This window comes from Salsuginibacillus halophilus, assembly GCF_003014715.1.
Lineage (GTDB): Bacteria > Bacillota > Bacilli > Bacillales > Marinococcaceae > Salsuginibacillus > Salsuginibacillus halophilus.
The window spans coordinates 141,021-163,668 of sequence record NZ_PYAV01000002.1 but is presented as its reverse complement, the minus strand read 5'-3'; the positions used below and the strand labels follow the sequence as shown (position 1 = coordinate 163,668).

26 protein-coding genes and 1 pseudogene are annotated in these 22,648 nt (G+C 43.2%); 15 read left to right on the top strand and 12 right to left on the bottom strand.

Annotation, left to right across the window (positions count from 1 at the left end; genetic code table 11):
* Positions 1 to 22: 22 nt before the first annotated feature.
* Positions 23 to 769 carry a bis(5'-nucleosyl)-tetraphosphatase PrpE gene (gene prpE, locus B0H94_RS02285; protein WP_106587620.1) on the bottom strand — a complete coding sequence of 249 codons (747 nt, stop codon included), beginning with the start codon at positions 767 to 769 and terminating at the stop codon, positions 23 to 25.
* Between the two features lie 171 nt (positions 770 to 940).
* Between prpE and fabI the strand changes: the two genes are divergently transcribed.
* Complete coding sequence (fabI, locus tag B0H94_RS02280) at positions 941 to 1,723, top strand: enoyl-ACP reductase FabI (protein WP_106587619.1); 783 nt, start codon at positions 941 to 943, stop codon at positions 1,721 to 1,723.
* A gap of 61 nt (positions 1,724 to 1,784) precedes the next feature.
* Here fabI and B0H94_RS02275 read toward each other — a convergent pair whose 3' ends face one another.
* Positions 1,785 to 2,138 (bottom strand): hypothetical protein, encoded by a 354-nt coding sequence (locus B0H94_RS02275; RefSeq protein ID WP_106587618.1) that lies wholly within the window; start codon positions 2,136 to 2,138, stop codon positions 1,785 to 1,787.
* Positions 2,139 to 2,318: 180 nt separating this feature from the next.
* Here B0H94_RS02275 and B0H94_RS02270 point away from each other — a divergent pair, with 180 nt between their 5' ends.
* Complete coding sequence (locus B0H94_RS02270; protein ID WP_106587617.1) at positions 2,319 to 2,405, top strand: YjcZ family sporulation protein; 87 nt, start codon at positions 2,319 to 2,321, stop codon at positions 2,403 to 2,405.
* Positions 2,406 to 2,531: 126 nt separating this feature from the next.
* Here the strand turns inward: B0H94_RS02270 and B0H94_RS02265 are convergent, their stop codons facing one another.
* Complete coding sequence (locus B0H94_RS02265) at positions 2,532 to 2,945, bottom strand: hypothetical protein (protein ID WP_106587616.1); 414 nt, start codon at positions 2,943 to 2,945, stop codon at positions 2,532 to 2,534.
* 134 nt (positions 2,946 to 3,079) lie between these two features.
* Here B0H94_RS02265 and B0H94_RS02260 point away from each other — a divergent pair, with 134 nt between their 5' ends.
* On the top strand, positions 3,080 to 3,556 hold the full coding sequence (locus B0H94_RS02260; protein WP_106587615.1) for a hypothetical protein: 477 nt from the start codon (positions 3,080 to 3,082) through the stop codon (positions 3,554 to 3,556).
* Here the strand turns inward: B0H94_RS02260 and B0H94_RS02255 are convergent.
* Entirely contained in the window at positions 3,553 to 4,017 is a 465-nt protein-coding gene (locus tag B0H94_RS02255) for a CotY/CotZ family spore coat protein (RefSeq protein WP_106587614.1), read from the bottom strand. The two genes, B0H94_RS02260 and B0H94_RS02255, sit on opposite strands and share 4 nt — an antisense overlap.
* Positions 4,018 to 4,174: 157 nt before the next feature.
* On the opposite strand from B0H94_RS02255, the gene B0H94_RS02250 reads away from it, so the two are divergent.
* From B0H94_RS02250 to B0H94_RS02240, 3 genes and pseudogenes are all read left to right on the top strand, one after another.
* Positions 4,175 to 4,414: a hypothetical protein gene (locus B0H94_RS02250; protein WP_106587613.1), complete on the top strand. Its 240-nt coding sequence runs from the start codon at positions 4,175 to 4,177 to the stop codon at positions 4,412 to 4,414.
* 25 nt (positions 4,415 to 4,439) lie between these two features.
* Positions 4,440 to 5,060: pseudogene (locus tag B0H94_RS02245) on the top strand (RNA-guided endonuclease InsQ/TnpB family protein); the annotation flags it as partial.
* 216 nt (positions 5,061 to 5,276) lie between these two features.
* On the top strand, positions 5,277 to 6,188 hold the full coding sequence (locus tag B0H94_RS02240; RefSeq protein ID WP_181315215.1) for an MBL fold metallo-hydrolase: 912 nt from the start codon (positions 5,277 to 5,279) through the stop codon (positions 6,186 to 6,188).
* 440 nt (positions 6,189 to 6,628) lie between these two features.
* On the opposite strand, the gene B0H94_RS02235 is transcribed toward B0H94_RS02240, so the two are convergent.
* The 3 genes from B0H94_RS02235 to B0H94_RS02225 are packed head-to-tail and all read right to left on the bottom strand — an operon-like array spanning position 6,629 to position 8,363.
* Positions 6,629 to 7,057, bottom strand: a complete 429-nt coding sequence (locus B0H94_RS02235; RefSeq protein ID WP_106587611.1) for a GNAT family N-acetyltransferase — start codon at positions 7,055 to 7,057, stop codon at positions 6,629 to 6,631.
* Entirely contained in the window at positions 7,054 to 7,587 is a 534-nt protein-coding gene (locus tag B0H94_RS02230; RefSeq protein ID WP_106587610.1) for a 2'-5' RNA ligase family protein, read from the bottom strand. The genes B0H94_RS02235 and B0H94_RS02230 overlap by 4 nt, the downstream gene beginning before the upstream one ends.
* Positions 7,588 to 7,646: 59 nt before the next feature.
* Entirely contained in the window at positions 7,647 to 8,363 is a 717-nt protein-coding gene (locus B0H94_RS02225; protein ID WP_106587609.1) for an alpha/beta hydrolase, read from the bottom strand.
* 120 nt (positions 8,364 to 8,483) lie between these two features.
* Here B0H94_RS02225 and B0H94_RS02220 point away from each other — a divergent pair, with 120 nt between their 5' ends.
* The 3 genes from B0H94_RS02220 (at position 8,484) to B0H94_RS02210 (ending at position 9,920) form a co-directional block, all read left to right on the top strand.
* Positions 8,484 to 9,035, top strand: coding sequence for a phosphatidylglycerophosphatase A family protein (locus tag B0H94_RS02220; RefSeq protein WP_106587608.1), 552 nt, complete (start codon positions 8,484 to 8,486; stop codon positions 9,033 to 9,035).
* 134 nt (positions 9,036 to 9,169) lie between these two features.
* On the top strand, positions 9,170 to 9,361 hold the full coding sequence (locus B0H94_RS02215) for a hypothetical protein (RefSeq protein WP_106587607.1): 192 nt from the start codon (positions 9,170 to 9,172) through the stop codon (positions 9,359 to 9,361).
* A 91-nt stretch (positions 9,362 to 9,452) separates the two neighbouring features.
* Positions 9,453 to 9,920, top strand: coding sequence for a GNAT family N-acetyltransferase (locus B0H94_RS02210; protein WP_106587606.1), 468 nt, complete (start codon positions 9,453 to 9,455; stop codon positions 9,918 to 9,920).
* 99 nt (positions 9,921 to 10,019) lie between these two features.
* On the opposite strand, the gene fumC is transcribed toward B0H94_RS02210, so the two are convergent.
* Positions 10,020 to 11,408: a class II fumarate hydratase gene (gene fumC / locus B0H94_RS02205; RefSeq protein WP_106587605.1), complete on the bottom strand. Its 1,389-nt coding sequence runs from the start codon at positions 11,406 to 11,408 to the stop codon at positions 10,020 to 10,022.
* A gap of 347 nt (positions 11,409 to 11,755) precedes the next feature.
* Here fumC and thpD point away from each other — a divergent pair, with 347 nt between their 5' ends.
* The 4 genes from thpD (at position 11,756) to B0H94_RS02180 (ending at position 16,156) form a co-directional block, all read left to right on the top strand.
* Positions 11,756 to 12,691 (top strand): ectoine hydroxylase, encoded by a 936-nt coding sequence (gene thpD / locus B0H94_RS02200; protein WP_106587604.1) that lies wholly within the window; start codon positions 11,756 to 11,758, stop codon positions 12,689 to 12,691.
* Positions 12,692 to 13,374: 683 nt separating this feature from the next.
* Positions 13,375 to 14,244, top strand: coding sequence for a 50S ribosomal protein L11 methyltransferase (locus B0H94_RS02195; protein ID WP_106587603.1), 870 nt, complete (start codon positions 13,375 to 13,377; stop codon positions 14,242 to 14,244).
* Positions 14,241 to 15,203: a 2-hydroxyacid dehydrogenase gene (locus tag B0H94_RS02190; protein WP_106587602.1), complete on the top strand. Its 963-nt coding sequence runs from the start codon at positions 14,241 to 14,243 to the stop codon at positions 15,201 to 15,203. Before B0H94_RS02195 ends, B0H94_RS02190 begins: the two co-directional genes overlap by 4 nt.
* Positions 15,204 to 15,595: 392 nt before the next feature.
* The gene (locus tag B0H94_RS02180; protein ID WP_106587600.1) at positions 15,596 to 16,156 is read left to right on the top strand and encodes an NADPH-dependent FMN reductase; all 561 of its coding nucleotides are present in this window, start codon (positions 15,596 to 15,598) and stop codon (positions 16,154 to 16,156) included.
* 57 nt (positions 16,157 to 16,213) lie between these two features.
* Here B0H94_RS02180 and treR read toward each other — a convergent pair whose 3' ends face one another.
* The 3 genes from treR to treP all read right to left on the bottom strand — a co-directional run bounded on the left by treR (position 16,214) and on the right by treP (position 20,154).
* The gene (treR, locus tag B0H94_RS02175) at positions 16,214 to 16,942 is read right to left on the bottom strand and encodes a trehalose operon repressor (RefSeq protein ID WP_106587599.1); all 729 of its coding nucleotides are present in this window, start codon (positions 16,940 to 16,942) and stop codon (positions 16,214 to 16,216) included.
* A gap of 21 nt (positions 16,943 to 16,963) precedes the next feature.
* Entirely contained in the window at positions 16,964 to 18,649 is a 1,686-nt protein-coding gene (gene treC, locus B0H94_RS02170; protein WP_106587726.1) for an alpha,alpha-phosphotrehalase, read from the bottom strand.
* A gap of 80 nt (positions 18,650 to 18,729) precedes the next feature.
* On the bottom strand, positions 18,730 to 20,154 hold the full coding sequence (treP, locus tag B0H94_RS02165; RefSeq protein ID WP_106587598.1) for a PTS system trehalose-specific EIIBC component: 1,425 nt from the start codon (positions 20,152 to 20,154) through the stop codon (positions 18,730 to 18,732).
* 489 nt (positions 20,155 to 20,643) lie between these two features.
* Between treP and B0H94_RS02160 the strand changes: the two genes are divergently transcribed.
* Positions 20,644 to 20,994: a metal-sulfur cluster assembly factor gene (locus tag B0H94_RS02160; RefSeq protein ID WP_245893875.1), complete on the top strand. Its 351-nt coding sequence runs from the start codon at positions 20,644 to 20,646 to the stop codon at positions 20,992 to 20,994.
* A gap of 455 nt (positions 20,995 to 21,449) precedes the next feature.
* On the opposite strand, the gene B0H94_RS02155 is transcribed toward B0H94_RS02160, so the two are convergent.
* On the bottom strand, positions 21,450 to 22,070 hold the full coding sequence (locus B0H94_RS02155; protein WP_106587597.1) for a superoxide dismutase family protein: 621 nt from the start codon (positions 22,068 to 22,070) through the stop codon (positions 21,450 to 21,452).
* Positions 22,071 to 22,252: 182 nt separating this feature from the next.
* Between B0H94_RS02155 and B0H94_RS02150 the strand changes: the two genes are divergently transcribed.
* A complete protein-coding gene (locus B0H94_RS02150; RefSeq protein ID WP_106587596.1) occupies positions 22,253 to 22,609 on the top strand; it encodes a sulfurtransferase in 357 nt (118 codons plus the stop codon).
* The last annotated feature ends 39 nt before the right edge of the window (positions 22,610 to 22,648 follow it).

Here is a 22,648-nt window from a genome sequence, read left to right as displayed (position 1 = left end):
AAATTCCCTCCATAATTTTTCTTTAAGTTGATTCTTCGCTGAATGTATGGAACTTTTCTGGCTGAAAAGGTTGTCTTGAATGCACAGCTGTGGTTGTCATTTCAGGGTAGGAAAGTGCCGTTAACGCGCCACCAAACACACAGCCGGTATCAATGTTAGCTGTACGGTTTAGCATGCGTGTTGTTCGTACCGGTGTGTGCCCATAAATGACCCAGGCACTGCCGTCATAAACCTTCGCCCAATCACGCCGTACCGGAAACCCTGTTTCATCTTTTTTTTCGGTAATGTCTCCGTACAGCACGAAAGTTCGGATCTGTTTTGATACGTGCCCTTGATCAATGCGACGCAGGCCGGCGTGGGCAGCATAAACACGTCCTTCGTCCAATGCATGGTACAAAGGTGCCTGCTCAAATAACTGCATAAATTGATCTTTAATTACGCTGCGGTGAGAAGAAGATAACTGCTCCCATTCAGCTACTGTTGTTTCAAGACCATGTTTGATTTGAATGTTACGGCCTAGAAAAAAGCGGTATAACTTATCGCAGTGGTTGCCTGGCACATATTTACCGTTACCAGAAAGTACGGTAGCTGCAACATCTTCAACAGCTTGCAATGAAGCTGGTCCCCGGTCAGTTAAGTCACCAAGAAATACGGGTTTGCGGTCGCGCTGGCTCCAAACACCATCATTGGAGCGCGAATAACCCAGTAAAAGCAGTAACTCATGCATTTCATCATAGCAACCGTGAACATCACCGATAAAATCATACATGTAGCAAACATTCCTTTCATCTTATGCAATCAACAGAATACCAAAAACAAAGCAGGAAGACAAAGGACAAGTGTTGAACAAGGGTAGGAGAACTGCATGCTGAATGATATAATAAAGCTGTGAATTATCACCAGGTCTTAATATGATGTGAAAATGAGAGGAGCGAAATGAATGAATTTATCACTTGAAGGTAAAACGTTTGTTGTTATGGGTGTAGCTAACCGGCGCAGCATTGCTTGGGGCATTGCGCAAAGTTTGTCAAATGCTGGTGCCCGGCTTGTATTTACATATGCCGGAGAGCGTTTAGAGAAGAATGTGCGCGAGCTTGCGGAAGGCCTTGAGCGCAGTGATTCGCTCATCATTCCTTGCGATATTACAGACGATCATGAAATTGATCGTGCTTTTCGTGAAATCAAAGAAGAGGTAGGCACGATCCATGGCTTAGCTCACTGCATTGCGTTTGCAAAAGCTGAGGAGCTTGATGGTGACTACTTAAATACGACCCGCGAAGGTTTTCATCTTGCTCATGATATCAGTGCGTATTCATTAACAGGTGTAGCCAAAGCTGTGCAGGCACATGAATTAATGAGTGAAGGCGGATCAATTGTAACAATGACTTATCTTGGTGGCGAGCGTATTGTACAAAATTATAATGTGATGGGCGTTGCTAAAGCGTCACTTGATGCAAGTGTCCGTTATTTAGCAAACGATCTAGGCAAAGAGGAGATCCGGGTGAATGCGATCTCTGCCGGGCCAATCCGCACCCTTGCAGCGAAAGGAATCGGTGGGTTTAACGAAGTATTAAAAGAAATGGAAGAACGTGCACCTCTTCGTCGTACTGTTACAAAAGAAGAAGTAGGTGACACTGCGCTGTTTCTTATGAGTGATATGGCTCGTGGCATTACAGGTGAATTGATCCATGTTGATGGTGGTTATAACAAAATCGGTATGTAAATATAGAGGAATCAAACAAAGAGCGCCGAGTATGAGTCAGAGGCGCTCTTCGTATGTGGAATTAAAATAAACTTTGCCAAAGCCAAGGCCAGAATCCGCCTGGTCCGTGTCCAGGGCCGTGATGGTGGTGATGGCCGTGATGTGGTGGAACTGGACCAAAGTAAGGGCTGATTCCAACCATATCGCTATAGTGGACTTGAACAAACTGCCCCTGACGTCCGCGGCGGGGGTATACTTGTAAAGATACCATGCCAGTGCGTGGGTTGAAGTCAAGCACATAGGCTACGACTCTTCCGAAACCTGGGATATAAGTGGTGATCCACTGATTGATATAACGTTCGATCACCGATGGTGGAATCATCATAACTTCTGGCTGTTGACGGTAATCTCCGGATCCGTTCATTTGATCATACATGATAGAAACCTCCTTAACAGTTGCTTTTGTTACAATATGCAAAACGCCCGGAAAGGCAACGCTTGACATAAAAAATAGGCATTTACTTAAATGTAAAACTTGCCGGCACAAGTCAGTGCCCCTCGCATAACGTATAGCGAGAATCAAATTCTCAAACTTTGCGACGGGGAGGAAGATAGCATGTCGTACGGTGGTTACGGAGGCTTCACGCTAATTGTTGTGCTGTTCATTTTACTTGTGATTGTAGGTTCAGCTTACGTTTATTAAGTAGCAAAAGGCTGCGATGTTTTTGCATCGCAGCCTTTTTTTAAGTGATTTGGACAACCATATGATGCTTGCAAACAGCGATTACCCAGTTTTTATGCACGTTGTAAAAAAAGAAAAAGCGCTACTTTACGGATTCTTATCTATTGGGAGAACGGTGAGGGCTGTTCCCCAAATGTGCAGAAGTTGAACAAGCCCTAATAATAGTGGATCATGGCTGCTCATCGTTCCGATCATTGGTGCCATAATGCCTGCCATAAAACCAGAGCACGATCCATAAAGCATTCCGTCAGCCCCAAATTTTCGCCCAAACCAGCCACCTGCAAATGTTCCAAACAAAGCTGCTATTAATGTAATATGCACGTAGTACATAGGAAACATATAGATGAGCCATAAACCTGCTACAAGCGGTAAAAGTGAAGCAGGAACCATGATTTTATTCATCTCTTTAAAGTTTTCATGGGCAGTTTTGTCATATGTCTGCTTGTCCATCCAGGCAGCGTAAGCGAGGTGAAATATGATAAATAATCCCCCTGCCAGCAAGTTACCTCCCCCTTTTTCAAATAGATATGACGTATGTTGGGAATGTATACAAAAGATTACGCATAGGTTTGTTTTCATACACCTTAAGAAAAAACATATAGATGTATAACAAATTACGAAGGAGGCCGGCGTCTATGTTTATGAAGCGTCAACAAGTGCATCAAGGTCCACCGCTGTTATATATTGATCAACCTTCACCCCGGGGAGGAGATACTTGGACGACCCAGAGTCTTGTGTATAAAAGCGTTCTGTCCAAAAAAGAAACAACTGAAAAAACAGGCACTCAACCTGAAGCAAATGAGGGGTCAGACGTATCAGAGAAAACGTATGATACAAAAAGAGAAGACGCTGATATGCTAAAGCATTCAGCGCCTAATGATGAGAGACTGCCGTTTGAGCAGCAAACCGTTATAGAGAAAATCGCTTCAATTTCCCGGATGAAAAATTTAGGTGAACCCCTATGCCAGATTGATTTGGTGAGTGAAGTGTTAGAAGGATATTTAAAAACTTATAATGACTTGGGTTTTTGGTTGATAACCACCCCTCATAAAGAAGAGAGGTGGTTTCGTTATCAAGAGGTTGAAGGTGTTACGATTTTGAGTTTAGGTTAGCAGTTTGCATCAAGTAGGCGAGGGTCCAGACACTGAATCGCACAGAAGCAGTTTAAGTCAACTTCAATACAATCCCCGGTTTGTTTTAAACTTTTCACGCTGTCTAGGGAATGTGGATCAACGCAGCACTTATCAAATGAAAGATCTTTGTCTGGACGGAGTAAAGAGAGTGTCGCACAGCACCCGTCTTTATAAATATGCTCTACCCGGAAAAATACGGTGTGAAAAACATCGTGATCATGAACAGACAACCCACCTGTACCCCAAAATAGTTTGCCTGTTTTGTCCTTCAGCATAAATGGAATGGTGTCAAGCTGACGTCCATTTGGTTTCAATAAATTTTGAAAGCAGCTATTGGTGCAGTTTCCTTTTCGATCGACAGCATCCTGAGCTTCTTTAATTGCTCGCACAGCATCGCATACACAGTCTTGGCGGCTGTGCTTATGATGTCCACAACTCACGTTGATCACTCCTTAATGTTAGGTTCGTTACAGTCTATGAGGCAGCGCAGGCCTTTGTGTATATGCACAAACCCAATTCTTAATTTGATGCATAAAATACGAATAAGCGGGTATATGTTTTGTGAAGAGGATGACTCTTTAAAGGAGGGGAAACCCGATGGGATATGTTCCGATGCATGGCAATGAAACAGCTTTGCAGTACAGTCGTCGCATGGTGGAAGAAACGCCCATGGTTCAAAGGGTTCCGGCCTCAGAAAAGCCGGGTTTAAGCAATTTTATACTTGATCACGGTAAAGATACACATCGAGATGAACGTCACAAGGATGAGCTCTCTCGCCGCAGGGAAGTAGAGAACGAAATTGAAAACAAAGGACACCGCTTTGATGTTCAAGCATAGTTAAAAACCGGGGGGATTTTCCCGGTTTTTTTCATTGCTGACAGCGTACGAGAAAGAGATTGCAAGCAAAAAGATCGAAAACGTTGTTGGATTAGACTTTGCGATGGATGGGCTGTTTGTCGATAGCGAGGGTGAGAAAGCCAATTACCCTCGTTTCTATCGTCAAATGCTTGATAAGTTATCCCAGGAACAACGCAAACTTTCCCGAAAGAAGAAAGGTTCTTCAAATTGGAACAAACAACGGATTCGGGTTGCTAAAATCCACGAGAAGGTTGCCAACCAACGCAAGAACTTTCTCCATTACAAGTCAAAAGAATTGGTGGCTGCTTATGATGCGGTTATCGTTGAAGATTTGGATATGAAAGGAATGTCGCAAGCGCTTAGATTTTGAAAAAGTGTTTTCGATAATGGTTGGGGAATGTTCGTTTCTTTCTTGAAGTATAAACTAAACGAACAAGGCAAACAGCTGATCAAAATTGACAAGTGGTTTCCTTCTACCAAGACGTGTTCGAGTTGTGGGGTTACCAAACCTATGCCAATGCGTGTTAGAACATACACTTGTTCGTGTGGATATATTGGAGATAGAGACCATAACTCTGCAATCAACATAAAAAAAGAAGGCTTTCGCTTATTAGCGAATACCTAATCATCAATATCAACTCTTGGAACAAGAGGGTTAGCTTGGTATATTTCGTCAGTTACCAAAAGTGACGACAACCCAAGAAGCCCCCACTTCAACCAACTCGTAAGGATGGTAAGTGGTGGGTAGTTCACATCTACATAAAGGCAGATCAAAATTGTTAGAAAAAGGACGGGCGTGGTATGATAAAGGAATCATATGTACAGTGAAGGAGGAGAACGCATGACATTACAGCCACTTAACCAGGGGTGTTATTACTTTGATCTTCCGGTGAACATCGGATATATCAATCACGAGGAAACGGGCATTCTTATCGATGCAGGTATTGATGCAGGTACGGCAAAAAAAGTAGCTTCAATACTTGAAAAAGAAGAGATGCCGTTGACCCACCTTTTGGTTACACACGCTCATGCTGACCATTTTGGCGGGGCAGCATGGCTGCAAACTCATTACAATATTATGACGCTAGCTCCCCCTTTTGAAGGTGCAGTCATGCAAAATCCTAGACTAGAGCCGGTCTATTTGTTTCAAGGTACGGAACCGCCACGGGTTATGCGGACAAAATTTTTGGAAGCTGAACCTGTTCGTGTAGATGGTAAGCTCAGGGAAGGTCGTATGGATATCGGTGGGATCAATGTACAAGTTCTCGTTTTAGGCGGTCACAGTCATGCGCAAGTAGGTATTGAAGTGCATGGTCATTTGTATGCTGCGGATAGTTATTTTGGACGGGAATATTTAAATAAACATAAGATTCCATTTATGGTGGATGTTAAAGCGGGTCTGCACTCGCTTAGAAAAATTTTAAAAACAACCTTAAAAGGATCGCTACCCGGCCACGGGAGTTACGAGACTTCATTTGACGATACGGTACGTTACAATATTGACTGGCATAAAAGATTGTTAGGGGAACTTGAAGAAATTGTAGCTAAAAATGAAAAAATGACATTTGAAGAAGCGACTGCAGCTTTTTGCTGTAAAGAAGGAGTCGAGCTGAATGACATGCCAAGCTGGTCATTATACCGCACAGCCGCAGGTGCCTACTTGCAGGCCCTTGTTGACGACGGACAGCTGCAATGGATGATAGAAGATAACTTTTTAAAAGTACACCATCAAGAGAGTCAAAGTGTACGTTAATTTCAAAATTTATGAAAAAGCACTCATTACATTGCATAATGAGTGTTTTTAGACTGCCGACAAAGTACAAAACCAAACATTCATGGACAGCTTATTGCTCTGAGCCGCGGGCTGCCCTGTTAAAAGGAAAAACCGGATCATAAAAGTGACCTTCACGCCAGACGGACGCTTTTGACGCAAGGCTGACGAACATCGGCGGCGACGCCACCAGGAACAGCGCGAGCCGAAGATCCCGCAGGCAGTGGTTTTCTGCCGAGGAAGTGACGGGGGCTAAGAAGACACGATGACTTCAAGCGTAAGCGTAGATCAAACCGATGTTGCACTTGTGCCCTCCGGGTGCAAGCGTCCGCCGAAAAGCGACGTCAGCCCCCGCTTTTCTTAAAAGTTTGTCTACACGCTGAAAGCACTCATTACATTGCATAATGAGTGCTTTTTCCATCTTACAGTTGCTTTTCCATGGCATGGTGCGGGATGCCTGCGTCAAAAAACTCTTCAGACGTCACCGTGTAGCCAAGCGATTTATAGAACGGTAAAGCTTGAAGTTGAGCGTGCAGCTTAATTTTTCCTTTGCCCTCGGCAGCAGCTTCCTTTTCAATGGCCTCCATCAATTGGCGGCCGGCGCCGGATTTACGGAAAGAGGCCCGCACGGCAATGCGCTCTGCTTTCCCTGCATCATCAAGGAGACGCATGCGCCCTGCGCCAACAGCTTGGCCCTCCTCGTTGTATAAGGCAAAATGACGTGCTGTTTCATCGTGCTCATCAATTTCTTCTTCTTCAGGAACGTTTTGTTCATGCACAAAGACTTCATAGCGGACATCGAAAACATCTTGTTTTAACGTATCATTAAATCCCGATCGGACTACAGTCATTCGCTTCGTTCTTCCTTTCCGGTTAAATGTATCGTTTCATAGACAGTCCAGGCCTCGTTATCAAGTTGATAAAACAGCTGCATACGATCAACATACGCAGTCTCTTCAGTCATTGTCATCTTCAGTTGATCAAGTACATCAAAGTGTTCATCATCACGAAGGTCCTGGCATAAAGTAATATGAGGGGTAAACTCTTTTTGTGTTAATATTCGGTCACCCAGCCAGCTTTGATGTAGGTCTTGGTGCAGCTTTTGTAAATGTTGGTGACGGTCGACTTTTAAAAAGATTTTATTTTCTTTAGGATGAAAGGAATCTACTTTATAAACATGCAGTGGATAGGGTGGAATGCTTTTTCCAATTTCCCGCATCGTCTGCACTGCTTCCTCTTCTTCCCCAGGGGATAATTCAAAAGGTTCCATCAAAGTTAAGTGAGGTGGAATTAATTCATAGCGTGAATCATAACGCTTTCGAAAAGTGTTCGCCATGTCTTGAATCGTTTTTGAAGGAAAGCAGGCGATCCCGTAAATCATGAAATACCCCCTTTAATCGTCCGAACAATGATCGTAACATTATATTCCTTTTCAAAAAATCATTTAAACATGTAACGTAGAGCTTGAAGTAAATCCGGATCCCACAGTTTCCAATTATGCCCGCCTGATTTTTTCTCAAATGAATAGCGGCCGGCTTTTTCATTTAATATTGTGCTTAATTCTTCATTTGGAGTAACAAAGTCAATGTGTTTTCCATCGGTTGTCTTGACATTCGTCTCATTGTCGCCGACAATATGGTAAACCTCAAATGCTGGAAAAGCCGGGGCTTTCTTAACTTCATTTATGACATCGTCGTCCACATAAGGCGACTGTAAAATCGCTCTTGCAAAGCAATGCCGATAGCGCAGACAGGCAGCAAGTGAAATTGTTCCTGCTAGTGAATCACCCATTAATGTTCGGCCTGAAGCCACTTCATGGGTGTGAAACCTTGCTTCAAGTGCCGGCACAAGCTCTTGAGTTAAAAATGTTAAATATGCATCCTGCTCGCCGTAAACGGGATGAAACCAATGACGTCGCGTCGTAACATCAGGATAAGGAACACCGGCAACAATAACTTCATCGCCAGCCTCATCAAGAATAAGCTGTTCGCATTTTCGAGCAATTTTTCCGAATTGAAAGTAATCTTGTCCATCCTGGGCAATTGCTAAATGATATGTATATAAATCATTGTAATTGGGAGGGATGTACAGTTGAACATCAATTGTTCGCTGCAGCGCAGCACTTTCAAGAGAAAGAGTGGTCATCTCACCTTCCATTTAAACGGCCCCCTCTATTATGAGATTAAGATTTTCTTTCAAGAGGTATTGTACCATAGGGCTTATTTAGGTTCGATCAAATGCAAGCTAACGTAGATAAAGAAATAGGAGGTACCTGCCATGAAAGAACCAGTACCATGTGATGTTGTTGAACAGGCAGCGCGTGATGCTTTAAAAAAACGCGGTGTGAAAATTGAGGATATAGCAGATATTGTGTATGAAATGCAGGCGAAATATTCAGACAATTTAACGATGGAAGATTGTGTTGAAAGTGCGGATGCAGTTCTTTGTAAGCGGGAGATTCAACATGCAGTACTTGTTGGGGTCGAACTGGATGTTTTAGCTGAAAAAAATATGCTTTCCGAACCGCTTCAATCACTTATAGATACGGATGAAGGTTTGTTTGGTGTTGATGAAACAGTAGCGCTTGGTTCCGTATTTGGTTTTGGGAGTATTGCTGTCACCACATTCGGTTATCTTGATAAAGAAAAAATCGGCAAGATCCGAGAGCTTGATACAAACAAAGAACAAGTCCACACGTTTCTAGATGATTTGATTTGCTCGATTGCAGCGAATGCTTCTGCCCGTTTAGCTCACCGAATGCGTGACCGGGAAGAAAACCGGGGAAGTCAAGATATAAAAAAGCGTGAAGATGAAGAGTTGATCGGCTGAGTTTTTCGCACCATATACTGTAAACTGAAAATCCTAAGTAAAAAGCGGGCATATACGAAAAGTGAGTATATGTCCGCCGTCAGTGTTGGAAGCTAACCCTTGAAACAGTTTCGGGAAAGGAGAAGGCAGCAGCAATGGGTCATATTTATCAGAAGCCACGCTGGATCTATTGGAAACAAACATTTCGTTCCAAATTTCAAGCTGGTTGCGTGAAGGCAAAACTTGAAGATAATTGGAGCGGCGGCTACGAACTTGCGCCATGTGTGGAAATTCGTCGTTTAAAAAGTGACAAATATATTGTCCGCTATACATACGACGAAGCGTAATTTAAAAATTCATGTAGAAAGCTTGCGAAGCTGAACAGCAAGTGGTGCAAAAAGAACGACCGTACCTTTTGATATAAAGGAGGTCAATTAAATGGCATATGAAGACGGCTTGCAAATTCGACGAATGATAGATGAGGATATCCATTATTTCGGATTATTGTTAGAACAGGAAAATCATATTCAGAAGGAATATATTTCAAAAGAACAAATGAAGAATTTAAAGCTTGAAGATGAGCGGTTTCTTCATTTAGCTGCTGTAACTGAAGATGGCGCCCTGACAGGGGTAGGGATTTTTGCAAGAGACGCCATTGAAGTTGCCTGGGTTGTTTATATTATAGTTGCAAAACCTTGGCAGAAACACGGTGTTGCATCAATGCTTTTAAAGGCTTCTGAGCAAATGTATGTCGGCTTAACAAGTTTGTTTGCAGAAGTACATACAGAAAATCGCGAAGCGCTGACTTTTTTTGAGCGTCATGGATTTGAAGTGATCCAAAAGAATAACTGGGGCTGGCGCAACCAACATTCCGGGACAATGGTGTTGAAAAAGTCTTTGCAATGAATGCGTATGAATTACTTTCAACAATGAGGCGGTTATACAAAAACATTAAAAAGCGTGCAAGCTGATGAATGCTTGCACGCTTTTTAATGTTTTTTAATATTAGGAGCTTGGCCCGACCATTTGTGATGGATCCACAATTTTATCGAACTGTTCTTCGGTAAGAAGACCGCTGTTAATTGCAGCTTCTTTTAAGGTTGTACCAGCTTCATGTGCCTGCTTAGCAATCTTAGCAGCATTTTCATAGCCGATATGCGGGTTAAGTGCTGTGACAAGCATTAAAGAGTTGCGCAGGTGCTCATCAATTTTCGTTTGATCTGGTTCAATTCCGACTGCACATTTATCATTAAAACTAGTCATTGCATCGGAAAGCAGGGTGCAGGATTGAAGGAAATTGTAAACAATCACAGGCTTGAACACGTTCAGCTCAAAGTTACCTTGGCTTGCTGATACGCCAATCGTTGCGTCATTCCCCATGACTTGTGCTGCCACCATCGTTAGCGCTTCCGATTGCGTCGGGTTGACTTTGCCCGGCATAATTGAGCTTCCCGGCTCATTTGCAGGAATTGTAATCTCCCCAATACCACTGCGAGGTCCACTGGCAAGCCAGCGCACATCATTTGCAATTTTCATTAAGTCCGCCGCAAGTCCTTTCAGTGCACCGTGTACATGCACGGTATCATCATGGGATGTAAGGGCATGAAACTTATTCGGTGCAGATTGAAAAGTTTTACCGGTGATCTTAGAAATTTCTTCAGCGACATAAGTGCCAAAATTCACGTGTGCATTGATGCCTGTACCCACTGCGGTACCACCAATGGCAAGGTCGCGAAGATGTCGGAGGCTTTCAGTCACCATTTCCTCACTTTTTTCCAGCATGCGGTGCCATCCACTGATTTCCTGGCCAAGGGTAAGCGGTGTAGCATCTTGCAAATGCGTGCGTCCGATTTTAATCACAGCATCAAAAGTTTCACTTTTTTCTTTCATAGTATTTTTCAGTTTATTAAGTGCAGGTAGAAGTTCGTCTTCAACTTTTGTAACTGAAGCTACATGCATTGCTGTAGGAAATGTGTCATTAGAGCTTTGTGACCGGTTCACATCATCATTTGGATGTATGCTGACCTCGTACCCTTTTTCCTGTAACTTTTCTGTACCACGGCGGGCAAGAACTTCATTCATATTCATGTTAGATTGTGTACCGCTTCCGGTCTGCCATACAGAGAGAGGGAAATGATCGTTCAATTCGCCGCGAATAACTTCATCAGCTGCTTCAGAGATCGCTTCTGCAATATGGTCATCCAAATTATTCAAACGATTATTGGCGAGGGCTGCAGCTTTTTTTAAAATTGCAAAGCCACGCACGACTTCAAGCGGCATGGTTTCAATACCGATCGGGAAATTGTGCAGACTACGCTGCGTTTGTGCGCCCCAATGTTTATCAGCAGGTACATGCATTTCTCCAAGCGTATCTTTCTCAACACGGTAGCTCATTCGTATCATCCTCCAAGAACTGCAAAAATTTTATAAACTCTAAATCTATTTTGCGCTGAATCGATAAAATCCTGCAAGTGTTAATTTTAACAATGATAAAAAAATGTGATGTAGTAAGCTAAATTGAATCACCTGTCAATTAAGGTTTGAAATTGTCAAAATACAACTTCTTTTTACAATACATAGGTTTCCGCTGATACATTGACGTAACAGCGGTACACTTTGTACAGAAAGCGCTGACAGCGTTATACGTAAGCATAAAGCTTAATACTCGGATTGTGTTAACAGCTGAAGTCGGTAAAATAGAAAATGAAAGAAAAATCCAATTTTTCAAGGAGGTTGATGAAATGAATCAGGATCGTTATCCATCAAGGACAGGTGAAGAAGCCAGTATTTTGGAAAGAAAGGATCCAGTTATTCATGAAGGAAGCGGTGATTTGAAAGGTTGGATGGATCCAAATGATGTGTCTTTTTACGAGCAAAATGGATACTTATTGAAGAAAGATTTATTTTCGGCTGAGGAAATTCGTTTAATGGTTGAAAAACTTAATGATGAATTAAAGCGTCATGAAACGATTGATGATGAGACAGTCATAAAGGAACCAGAATCTAATGAAGTACGCTCAATTTTTGATGTGCACGAAAATTCATCGTTTTTTAAGCAGTTAGCCAGTGATGAACGTATTGCAAATATTGCCCGGGAAATTCTAGGTAGTGACATATATGTTCACCAATCCCGCATCAATTTTAAACCAGGATTTAAAGGCAAAGAATTCTACTGGCACTCGGATTTTGAAACGTGGCATGTAGAAGATGGGATGCCGGATATGAGAGCGCTTAGCTGTTCAATTATTTTAACCGACAATCATGAGTATAACGGGCCACTGATGCTTATCCCTGGCTCTCATAAGTGGTATGTATCTTGTCCTGGTGAAACACCTGAAGCGAACTATAAATCTTCTTTACAAAAGCAGGAAGCAGGTGTGCCGGACCACGAAAGCATGACTTGGCTTGCTGAACAAGCGGGGCATCAAATTGATCGTGCTACAGGGCCGGCCGGATCGGTGTTGTTTTTTGACTGCAATATCATGCACGGGTCTGCTGGAAACATTTCTCCTTATGCCCGCAGCAATGCTTTCTTTGTCTTTAACTCTGTTGAAAACAGGCTTGAAGATCCATATTCAGGACAGCCGCCACGGCCGAATTATTTAGCTAACCGGAGCCGGTCAGATGTTATTACACCCGCCCACAGCCCATTTGCGGCACAAGGAGCTTCAGTATAACTTTATCTGGGATTCAGACTGTCGACAAAGTACAAAACTAAACATTCACGGACAGCTTCCGGATCTGGGCTCCGCGGACTGCCCTATAAAGAGTTTAAAAACCGAATCATGAACGTAACCGGAACGAAAGCGGGCGCTTTCCTGAGGGCTTGGCTTCAGCTAACTTGTTCGAATCAAAACCATTCGAACAAGTGGATCTTCAGCCTGCGCTTGATCCTCTGGGAGTCGCCGTCTTTCGTTTGGGTCACTTTTATATTGATGGGTCATCTTCTTTTTATTGCGCATAAAACGTCATGATGAAATTGGCTCATGTAGAAATTGCTTGATCAAGAGGGTCTTTACATTTGATGACCTTAAAACTACACAAGGCTGATGAGCGCCGGCGGCGACGTCACCAAAAACAGCGCGAGCCGAAAATCCTGCAGGAAGTGAATTTCTGCCGAGGTAGTTGAGGCCGTGACGGGGGCTAAGAAGACACGGTGACTTCAAGCGTGAGCGCAGATCAAACCGATGTCGTACTTGTGCCCTCCGGGGGCAAGCGTCCGCCGAAAAGCGACGTCGGCCTCCGGTTTTCTTAAAAGTTTGTCTACACGCTGGAATCCCAGTTTTATCTGGGATTTTTTTGTGTGTGAAAACGATAAAGTATATGATAATAGTAAGAAAAGAGAAGGGAGGCTTCAAGTGTGACATTAGTCCATACAGCTGTATATTTACATACAAGCGAGGACCGAACTTGGGCGGAGCAGTTGTTTGAACAAGGCTTTACGGAGATTTTTATAGATGAAAATGGGGAAAACGAAGCAGTACATGACGGATACCAATTTCGTACGGAGAGCTGTACCGCCACCTTGCATTTCTTTAATTTACCCTGTGCCACAATAGAAGAAGCTGAAAAATTTTTAGGTTTATCACCAGGCCGTTTATTTGAACTGAAGATCGATACGTCTATACCTAGTTATCAACCTGTCACGTTAACGAACGGGTACACCCTTTCATATCCTCCTTTCACCCAAGAAAAAGCAGAAAAAGAAATTCGTTTAGATCCACAAGGCAATTTCGGAACCGGTCTGCACCCGACGACAGTTCATTGTTTAAAGACAATGTTGAACGACCCGCCGGACGGTGAGCAGGTAGCTGATATTGGTACAGGCTCGGGCGTTTTGGCTGTAGCAGCAGCTGCTTCTCGGGCACTGCATGTGAGTACATTTGATATTGAACCTGTTAAGCGCGAAGTAGATTGGCAGTTTAACATCAATCAACTAAAAACACTTCCTGAGGTTTATGAAGCTGATGTTTTTTCTTTACTACCGTTTGAAACCAAGTTTACGTATATCGTCATAAATATTGGCGCAGAAGTTACGCTCAAGCTGCTGCCAAAGCTGTCACTGCAAAATGTAAATACGCTTATTATTTCAGGTATTATATCCTGGCGGCGTGAAGATGTTCTAAATATGTGTAAGTCTGTTGGATTTTCAGTAGCAGAAGAGCAGCAGGCGGATCAATGGCATACACTTAAGCTGAAAAAAATTGAAAAAAAGAGGTGTGAATTTTGAGTCATAAAATTGTCGTTACTCGAAGTCTTCCGGAAGATTTGCTAGCTCCGCTACATGAACAAGCGCGCCTTGTCGTTTGGCCTTATGAAGAAACGCCTATGCCTTACCGTGACTTAAAACAAGAGTTACAAGATGCTGATGCACTTTTTTGTAATGTGACCGATACGATTGATCAGGAACTGATTGAGTCTGCGCCCAAGTTAAAGGTGATAGCGACAATGGCGGTAGGTTACAACAATATCGATATTCCTGTTTGCCAAAAGCACGGTATTAAAGTAGCACACACACCGGATGTTTTGACTGAAACGACGGCGGATTTAACATTCACACTATTACTTTCATCAGCCAGGCGGGTTACGGAAGGCGAGGCGCTCATTAAAAATAATCAATGGCAGACGTGGGCGCCATTCTTCCATACAGGTGTCGACATTTATGAACAACGACTTGGCATTATCGGTATGGGGAGAATTGGTGAAGCTGTTGCCCGGCGCGCACAAGGTTTTTCAATGGATATCTGCTACTACAATCGATCAAGGAATGAAACGGCAGAACAAGAGCTAGGGGCTGCCTATTTATCATTCCAAGAGGTACTATCAAGCTCTGACTTTGTATGTGTGCAGACCCCGCTTACACCGGAAACGAAGTACCTGCTCGATCGAAAGGCACTGTTTACCATGAAAGAAGGATCAGTGCTAATCAACACGTCTCGAGGAGGCGTGATCGATGAGCAAGCGCTATATGAGGCGTTAGTTGATGGACCGGTCGGGGCAGCAGGACTTGATGTTTTTGAAGATGAGCCGATTTCATCTGATCATCCTCTACTTCAGCTGCCACAAGTAACAGCCACTCCTCATATCGGCAGTGCGACGGTGGCGACTCGGCGTAAAATGGCAGCGATGACCGTTCGTCATATTCAACAAGTACTTGCAGGAGGTTCACCTGAGTACGCCGTTGTGTAATGTTTATGAAGCGACGTTCCGGGGAATCGTCAATCAGGGAAGCAGCCTGAAATGCAGCGGCATTAAAGAGGTGTTAGTGTTGAAAAAATACCTCGGGCAATGCAAGGGCTGCAAACAAGACGTGTATAGCATGGACGGTTTTTTAAACGGTGTTTATGATCCGGTGGCTAAATCGCTCTACTGCTATGTGTGTGGGGAAGAAGTTATAGAGGATGTTGAGTACGAGTACGATGAGGCTCTGAAGACGTAAGTTGATATGGCTGCCTTCAGGAGCCGGGCTCATATCCTTTGCCGCTGCAGCTGCACTCCCGGAGAGCCCGGGCTTGAACCTATAGCCCTCTGCATAACGATGCAGAGGGCTTTTACCGGGAATGTAAAAGGAGGGTACGTTTTTGGGAGCGTATAAGATTTTAGGGATTGCAGGGAGTCTGCGGACGGGATCGTTTAATCAGTCCGTCCTTAAAGAGTTGAAAATGATCGGCGGTGATGAAGCTGTCGTAAATATTTTTTCACTCGCAGACATTCCGCTTTTCAATGCTGATGACGAAGCGGGTGGTGACCCGGAGACAGTACAAATTTTTAAAGATGCGATTCACCGAGCGGATGCAATATACATTGTAACGCCGGAATACAGCCACGGCATGCCAGGTGTTTTAAAGAATGCTTTAGACTGGGCAGGTAGTATGGCAAATGATAATGCACTAGCATCTAAGCCAGCAGCAGTTGCCGGCGCCTCACCTTCACAGCTAGGTACCGCACTGAGCCAGCAGCAGGTAAAGCAGACATTACGGGCTGCAGGATCGCCCGTCCTTGAGCATCCAGAAGTTTACATCGGCGGTGTGAATAAAAAAGTTGACGATGAAGGGAATTTAACAGACAGCAAGACGAAGGAACAGCTGGAAAAATCACTGCACAGTTTAACAGCGTGGATTGAACTCCTGCGTAATAAGTAAGTCAAAAAAACAAAGGAGGGTGAGTTCATAATGAAACTCACCCTCCTTTCTAACGTATTAATTGGCATCAGACGCACGCCGTCTCGCAAAGTCAACAAAGCGAAAGCGGTCCGGCCGGTGCCGTGACTCGGTATATTGAAATAGCGTGGTGTCCTCTAAATAAACAAAGTTACGAACAACCACGATGTTGGAGAACCCGTCAATATCTAAGTACTTACGGTCATGTTCATCTGGTTCTTCCACAGTAATTTCTTTCTTTGCAAAGCTTATCGTAAGGTTCAGCTTATGTTCTAAATATTGATAAACTGAGTTTTCAGCAATGCTGTAAGTTAGTCCAGGAGCGATGTCATAAAGAATATAATCCCGGTCGAATATAATTCGTTCACCATCAACTTCACGCACTCGCCAAAGCTTCCAAACGAAAGTATCGTCAGGTTGGTCTAATTGAGATAAAAGATGTTCCGGAACGGTTTTTAAAACTTGTAAATCTAAAACGTGCGTTACAGCGTTTTCTCCAAGTCCTTGAGCAAGCTCTTGAAAACTAACAAGGCCGGAAACGGGGAATTGCAGTTTCGTTTGATCTAAAACGATAGATCCGCGTCCTTGTTGCTTTTGAATATAGCCGTGTTCCGATAAGTGGGTTAACGCCTTACGAATTGTCTCTCTAGATGTCGTATACTTTTCACAAAGCGCATGTTCTGAAGGAAGTAGAGAGCCGGGTGGGTATAAACCATCCCGGATTGCTTCAGCGAGCTGTTCGTAAATCTGTAAATACTTTCGCTGCATAATAACACGCCCTCCCAGCGTTTATGCCTTGGCGCCAAGGTGAAAAACGATAGATTCATACGGGCGCAGCTGCATCGCCTCTGCAGGCATTGGCGCCTTTTCGTAATTGCTGATGAGCACATCACAATCATTCGTTGGCTCCAAAATGTGAACAGGCCAAGTAAATGTTGCAGATTCCTCGTAAAAATTGTTGATGACAAGCAAAGTCTCACCCTGCCAAGTACGTATATAGTTAAACATGGCCGGATCCTCTGCATCGAGTAGTTCCATATCACCAAAAGTAATAATATCATAAGTTTTCCGCAGTTGGATGAGGCGTTGATAATGATAAAAAATTGAATTTGGATCTTTAAGCGCTGTTTTTGCATTAACTTGCTCGTAGTTCGGTGCCGGTTCGATCCAAGGCGTGCCCGTTGTGAACCCAGCTTTTTCTTTATCGTTCCATTGTACTGGTGTTCGGGAGTTATCCCGGGACTTGGCTTGAATTTTCTCCATGATATCCTCGTGTGATTCACCGAGTGCGGTTAACCGCTCGTACGTGTTTAACGTTTCAACATCACGATAACTTGAGATGTCGTTGAATTTAGGATCAGTCATGCCAAACTCTTCACCTTGATAAATATAAGGTGTGCCTTGCAGCATGTGCATTGAAGTAGCAAGCATTTTTGCTGACTCTTTATGATAAACGCCATCATTTCCAAAGCGTGTAACAACCCGGGGCTGGTCGTGGTTGCACCAGAAGAGCGCATTCCAGCCGCCACCTTCATGCATTGCTGTCTGCCATTTAAATAAAATGTTTTTCAGCGCTAAAAAGTCAAAATCAGCGACAGCCCATTTTTCTCCTTCAGGATAATCAACTTTTAAGTGGTGGAAATTAAACACCATATCAAGTTCTTCACGATCCGGGTTGGTATATTTAATGCAGTGATCGACAGTTGTTGAGGACATTTCGCCTACAGTCATAATGTCATATTTTGAGAACGAGTTTTCGTTCATTTCGTGCATAAATTCGTGTACCCGCGGACCATCTGTATAAAATTTACGCCCGTCTCCCGGCGCCACAGACCCATCATCATTTGGAAAGCGTTGATCTTTAGAGATTAAATTAATAACGTCGAGGCGGAAACCGTCAACTCCTTTATTAAACCAAAAATCCATCATTTCGTAGACATCGCGTCGAACATTTTCGTTTTCCCAGTTAAGATCAGCTTGGGTAATATCAAATAAGTGTAAATAGTATTGTCCGCTTGTTTCGTCATAAGCCCAGGCACTTCCACCGAATTTTGACTGCCAGTTATTCGGTACATCACCATCAACCGGGTCTTTCCAAATATAATAATCACGGTAAGGGTTATCTTTTCCTTTTAAAGCTTCTTGAAACCATGGGTGTTCAGTAGATGTATGGTTTACGACGATGTCCATGATCACTTTAATATTACGAGCGTGTGCTTCATCAAGAAGTCGATCAAAGTCTTCCATTGTCCCAAAGTCCGGATGGATCGAAAAGTAATCACTAATGTCATAGCCATTGTCCCGGTGAGGGGAAGCATAAACCGGTGTCAGCCAAATGACATCAATACCGAGTTCGTGTAAATAGTCAAGTTTTTGAATAATGCCGTTTAAGTCACCAGTGCCGTTACCGGTCGTATCATTAAAACTTTTAGGGTAAATTTGATAAACGACAGATTTGCGCCACCATTCATTCATTGTTGACATAAAAGTCACCTCACAAAAAAATTATAAAACGAAAGAGAACTCCGCGCGGAAAAACCGCGCGAAGCCAATAATTAAACATCCTGCTTTTTAAGCTTCGCATAGCCGTAGGTTAATACAAACGGCACAATAATGACAATCACCATACCAATTAAAAACGGAATCCAGTCTTCCGGTAAAATCGAGAAGATGCCAGGCACACCGCCAACCCCGATCGAGCCGGCAAGTACGTTGTTTAAGGAAACGTAGGTTGCTGCAATGGCTGAACCGATGACTGCACAAACGAAAGGAAACTTATAGCGTAAGTTAACACCGAACATTGCCGGTTCTGTTACCCCGAGCCAAGCTGAAATACCACTTGTGAAAGATAAGCCTTTCATGTTTTCGCTTCGCGTTGCCATCATAATTGCAAATGCAGCAGAACCTTGAGCAATATTAGATAAGGCTAAGATTGGCCACAAGAACGTTCCGTCGATGGCATCACTGCCAACAAGTTGTAAGTCAACAGCTAAGAAGGTATGGTGCAGCCCCGTTACAACGAGTGGTGCATACAATAACCCGTATAGTAAGCCACCGAGTGCTGAAAAGTTTTCAAACATCATGACAAAGAAATCAGTAATGCCGTTACCAACTGTAAACATCACAGGTCCAATCAAAATAAAGGATAGAAACCCTGTAACAAGCAAAGCAACCGGTGCGACAACGAGCATTTCAATGGCATCTGGTGTAATACGTTTCATGAAGTTCTCAATTTTTGCAAGCACAAAGGATGCAATTAACACCGGAAGAACTTGCCCTTGATAACCAACTTGTTCAATTTCTAAGCCAAACAAGTTCCATACAGGAATTTCACCGGCTTCCGCAGCATCTCCGTAAGCCCAGGCATTCAATAAATCAGGGTGTACAAGGATTAAACCGAGTACAATTCCTAAAAGCGGACTGCCGCCAAATCTCTGCACAGCTGACCAACCAATTAAAGCCGGCAAGAAAGTAAAGGCTGCATTCGCAATTAAATTAATAATGTCTGCTAAATCAGCCCATTGTGGATAAACATCGATGATCGATTGATTATCAAAGAAAATCCCTTCACCAACTAACAAATTGTTTAAACCAAGCAGTAGACCTGCAGTAACAATTGCTGGGAGGATCGGTATAAAAATATCAGCAAGCATCTTTACGCCGCGCTGCAGCCAATTTTGCTTTTCTTGAGCTGCCTGCTTCGTTTCGTCTTTAGATGCTTCTCCTAAACCTGTGATCGGTAAAAGTTCTGCATAAACTTTTTCAACAGTTCCTTGCCCGATAATCACTTGAAATTGACCGGCTGTAGAAAAAGAGCCTCGAACAAGGTTTAAGCTTTCAAGTTTTTCTTGATCTACCTTTTCATCATCGTGTAACACGAGCCGGAGTCGGGTCACACAGTGTGTAGCTGAGGAAATATTATCTTTTCCTCCGAGGGCTTCGACGATCTGTTCGACAGCTTGTCTCGTAACATCCGCCATATCCATTTTCTCCTTCCTGTATCCGTTTTCAAATAAGCTCTAAAAAAGAACCATGTCAATAAAGTTAACCTTGTATATACATGATCAAAGCACTTATAGTCTATCCTGCATATACAAGTTCGTCAAGATAAAAAGAAAATTGTCGAACGAAAAAATTTAACGCAAATGAAAACGTTAACAAGTTCAGGTTATCAATGTTTGATAATCGTGCGCTCGACAAAGTTCAAATGCAGTTGTCAAAGCGCAGGTCTTACAGCAGTTGTTCTGTGATTATTGAAGAGTTTGTTAAAAGAAAGACGTTATGTAAAAGAGGTCAGCATTTTGTTTAAACTTTACTATATAGTTCAAGTAATATTTGCGAGTGATACGTTGTAAATGTAAGCTTGAAATAGGGGGGCGATTTAGTTCACTGCTTTTTTCAAGCATGATCCATTCACGTTTTTGAAACTCGGAGTAAGGGAATAATTTTTAACAAAAGGGGGAGTCATTATGTCGCTCGAAAATATGAGTGAAATTGAAGAACGAGTGTATGCAGAGCTTGAGAACGTGCAAGACCCGGAACTTGGTATTGATATTGTAAACCTTGGACTTGTGTATGGTGTGGATGTCGATAAGGATGGCGATGCGAAAGTAACGATGACTTTGACATCGATGGGGTGCCCACTTGCCGGTACAATCGTATCGGATATTAAAAGTTCTTTAAATGATTTGATTGAATTTGGTGAGATTCAAGACGTTGACGTTGAAATTGTGTGGAGTCCGGCTTGGGGTAAACACATGATGTCCCGCTATGCGAAAATCGCTTTAGGTGTACACGAAGGTCCTGATGAACACCGGTAAACACAGTGGCGAAATTTTTTGGTTGTTGTTTTGAATATGAGCGTGAATGCTACAGCATTTACGCTTAGCCAAACTGAAGTTGTATACTGCATTTTTGTTGAACGCTCCCGGCGGCTGCATACTTCGTAATTGTTCTGTACTGACGCCGCCGGTACGTATCAACGTTACGGTTATTAGAATTCAGCCGCGATTGCGCCCCTGCTATGATTAAATTAAAAATAGGCTTTTCAATCTTAAATAGAAAGCAGGTGATCTTCGGTGGGATTAATCGTTCGACGTATTATTCGTTCCTTCGTTATTGGTTATTTATTCCGGTATTTGCGCAGGTTGGCCATTAGAATGTTTCGTAAATCCTAAGAACCGTAGCGGCATGAGATTATACGCGCTGCACTGTTCACATGCTTTCCGAAACCAACATGGCGGTGTTTTTTCTGGATAACTGAATAGCGTCTGATTTACTCAGTACTGGAATTTTGGGCACCAATCACACCGCAAGCTTCACGGGCGCCTGAATCACCGGTGGCAAGTGTATCTTCATCCGGTCCAGCTTCTCCTGTATTTTGAGATACATAGCGGTCAGGGATGTTTGCGAAATTGTCCGGTTGTTCATGTAAAATTAGTGCCGTCTCCGCGTCAATCAATTCCTCCGGGCTGAATTGGTCTGTTACAAATGAAAACTGAGCTGTGCCGTCTGAAACAGCGTAAACAGGTACTAAATCTCCACTATGTGCGGGATGATCGGTATTTTCAGGGTTGTAATGGCCGCCGGCGCTTGTGAACGGGCCATCCGGTGCTTCAGGTTCGCAAATTGCATTTTCATGAATGTGAAAGCCGTGAAAACCTGGTGTTACATCGTGCAGGTGCCCGGTGACGACTGTCAGTCCTTCCTTATTTCTCAGAAAAGATACTGTGCCGGCATCTTCTCCGCTCGCAAGCGTCATTTCTGCACGAGCACTTGAATCTGCTGCCGATTGAACGGGCTGAAGTTCGTGGTCTAAAGGTTCTTCGGCTCGAGGTTGACAAGCTGCTAATGTGATTAAAAGACACATACCTACCGCTTTCCAGCGAAACTGCATCTTAATCCCTCCTGTTCTAATTTCTTGTTACAGTATTTCCAGAGATCAAAAAAACAAACGATATGTTAATCTTTTCTAATATGTAGATAGGCCATTGGCTTACAAGGTGAGCATAAGTGTTGCAAATCTCCTTGATATGAGATAAGTTTTTTAAGGATATTGTTTATGAAGGAGGCACCACCATGATGTATGCAGCCTTAGGCTTCCTGCTGCTTTGGCTCATGTTTTCATTATATTATCGCTTTGTACCAGTGCTTGGAGTTGATCATTTGCAGAATGAAACATCCGCGGACGGGGATGTTTTATACGTGGACGTACGCGATTATCAATACGTAGATGGCGAGCTGCCAGAAGGGGAAGTTGTACCTATGCCTCTTGCTCATTTGAAGCGGCACTACAACACCATTGAACAAAAGCCAATTGTTGTTATCGCCGAGGATATTTCTGCTAAAAATATGAGTATTCGCTGGCTGAAAAGAAAAGGGTATAAGATTCAAGGGTATTGTCTTGGAAAAGCGTGCAGCCCTCGTGAAACTTAAGTTTGAAAAAGTATAGTGCGCATGAAAAACGCCAAAAGC

What these genes read in the sequence shown, in the direction of transcription:
- treC (WP_106587726.1), bottom strand. Translation starts at nt 18,649, where the DNA reads ATGAATGAATGGTGGCGCAAATCTGTCGTTTATCAAATTTACCCTAAA.
- B0H94_RS02240 (WP_181315215.1), top strand. Translation starts at nt 5,277, where the DNA reads ATGACATTACAGCCACTTAACCAGGGGTGTTATTACTTTGATCTTCCG.
- B0H94_RS02260 (WP_106587615.1), top strand. Translation starts at nt 3,080, where the DNA reads ATGTTTATGAAGCGTCAACAAGTGCATCAAGGTCCACCGCTGTTATAT.
- B0H94_RS02250 (WP_106587613.1), top strand. Translation starts at nt 4,175, where the DNA reads ATGGGATATGTTCCGATGCATGGCAATGAAACAGCTTTGCAGTACAGT.
- B0H94_RS02225 (WP_106587609.1), bottom strand. Translation starts at nt 8,363, where the DNA reads ATGGAAGGTGAGATGACCACTCTTTCTCTTGAAAGTGCTGCGCTGCAG.
- thpD (WP_106587604.1), top strand. Translation starts at nt 11,756, where the DNA reads ATGAATCAGGATCGTTATCCATCAAGGACAGGTGAAGAAGCCAGTATT.
- B0H94_RS02215 (WP_106587607.1), top strand. Translation starts at nt 9,170, where the DNA reads ATGGGTCATATTTATCAGAAGCCACGCTGGATCTATTGGAAACAAACA.
- B0H94_RS02210 (WP_106587606.1), top strand. Translation starts at nt 9,453, where the DNA reads ATGGCATATGAAGACGGCTTGCAAATTCGACGAATGATAGATGAGGAT.
- B0H94_RS02230 (WP_106587610.1), bottom strand. Translation starts at nt 7,587, where the DNA reads ATGATTTACGGGATCGCCTGCTTTCCTTCAAAAACGATTCAAGACATG.
- treP (WP_106587598.1), bottom strand. Translation starts at nt 20,154, where the DNA reads ATGGCGGATGTTACGAGACAAGCTGTCGAACAGATCGTCGAAGCCCTC.
- fabI (WP_106587619.1), top strand. Translation starts at nt 941, where the DNA reads ATGAATTTATCACTTGAAGGTAAAACGTTTGTTGTTATGGGTGTAGCT.
- B0H94_RS02270 (WP_106587617.1), top strand. Translation starts at nt 2,319, where the DNA reads ATGTCGTACGGTGGTTACGGAGGCTTCACGCTAATTGTTGTGCTGTTC.
- B0H94_RS02150 (WP_106587596.1), top strand. Translation starts at nt 22,253, where the DNA reads ATGATGTATGCAGCCTTAGGCTTCCTGCTGCTTTGGCTCATGTTTTCA.
- B0H94_RS02275 (WP_106587618.1), bottom strand. Translation starts at nt 2,138, where the DNA reads ATGTATGATCAAATGAACGGATCCGGAGATTACCGTCAACAGCCAGAA.
- B0H94_RS02155 (WP_106587597.1), bottom strand. Translation starts at nt 22,070, where the DNA reads ATGCAGTTTCGCTGGAAAGCGGTAGGTATGTGTCTTTTAATCACATTA.
- B0H94_RS02160 (WP_245893875.1), top strand. Translation starts at nt 20,644, where the DNA reads ATGTCGCTCGAAAATATGAGTGAAATTGAAGAACGAGTGTATGCAGAG.
- treR (WP_106587599.1), bottom strand. Translation starts at nt 16,942, where the DNA reads ATGCAGCGAAAGTATTTACAGATTTACGAACAGCTCGCTGAAGCAATC.
- fumC (WP_106587605.1), bottom strand. Translation starts at nt 11,408, where the DNA reads ATGAGCTACCGTGTTGAGAAAGATACGCTTGGAGAAATGCATGTACCT.
- B0H94_RS02220 (WP_106587608.1), top strand. Translation starts at nt 8,484, where the DNA reads ATGAAAGAACCAGTACCATGTGATGTTGTTGAACAGGCAGCGCGTGAT.
- B0H94_RS02235 (WP_106587611.1), bottom strand. Translation starts at nt 7,057, where the DNA reads ATGACTGTAGTCCGATCGGGATTTAATGATACGTTAAAACAAGATGTT.
- prpE (WP_106587620.1), bottom strand. Translation starts at nt 769, where the DNA reads ATGTATGATTTTATCGGTGATGTTCACGGTTGCTATGATGAAATGCAT.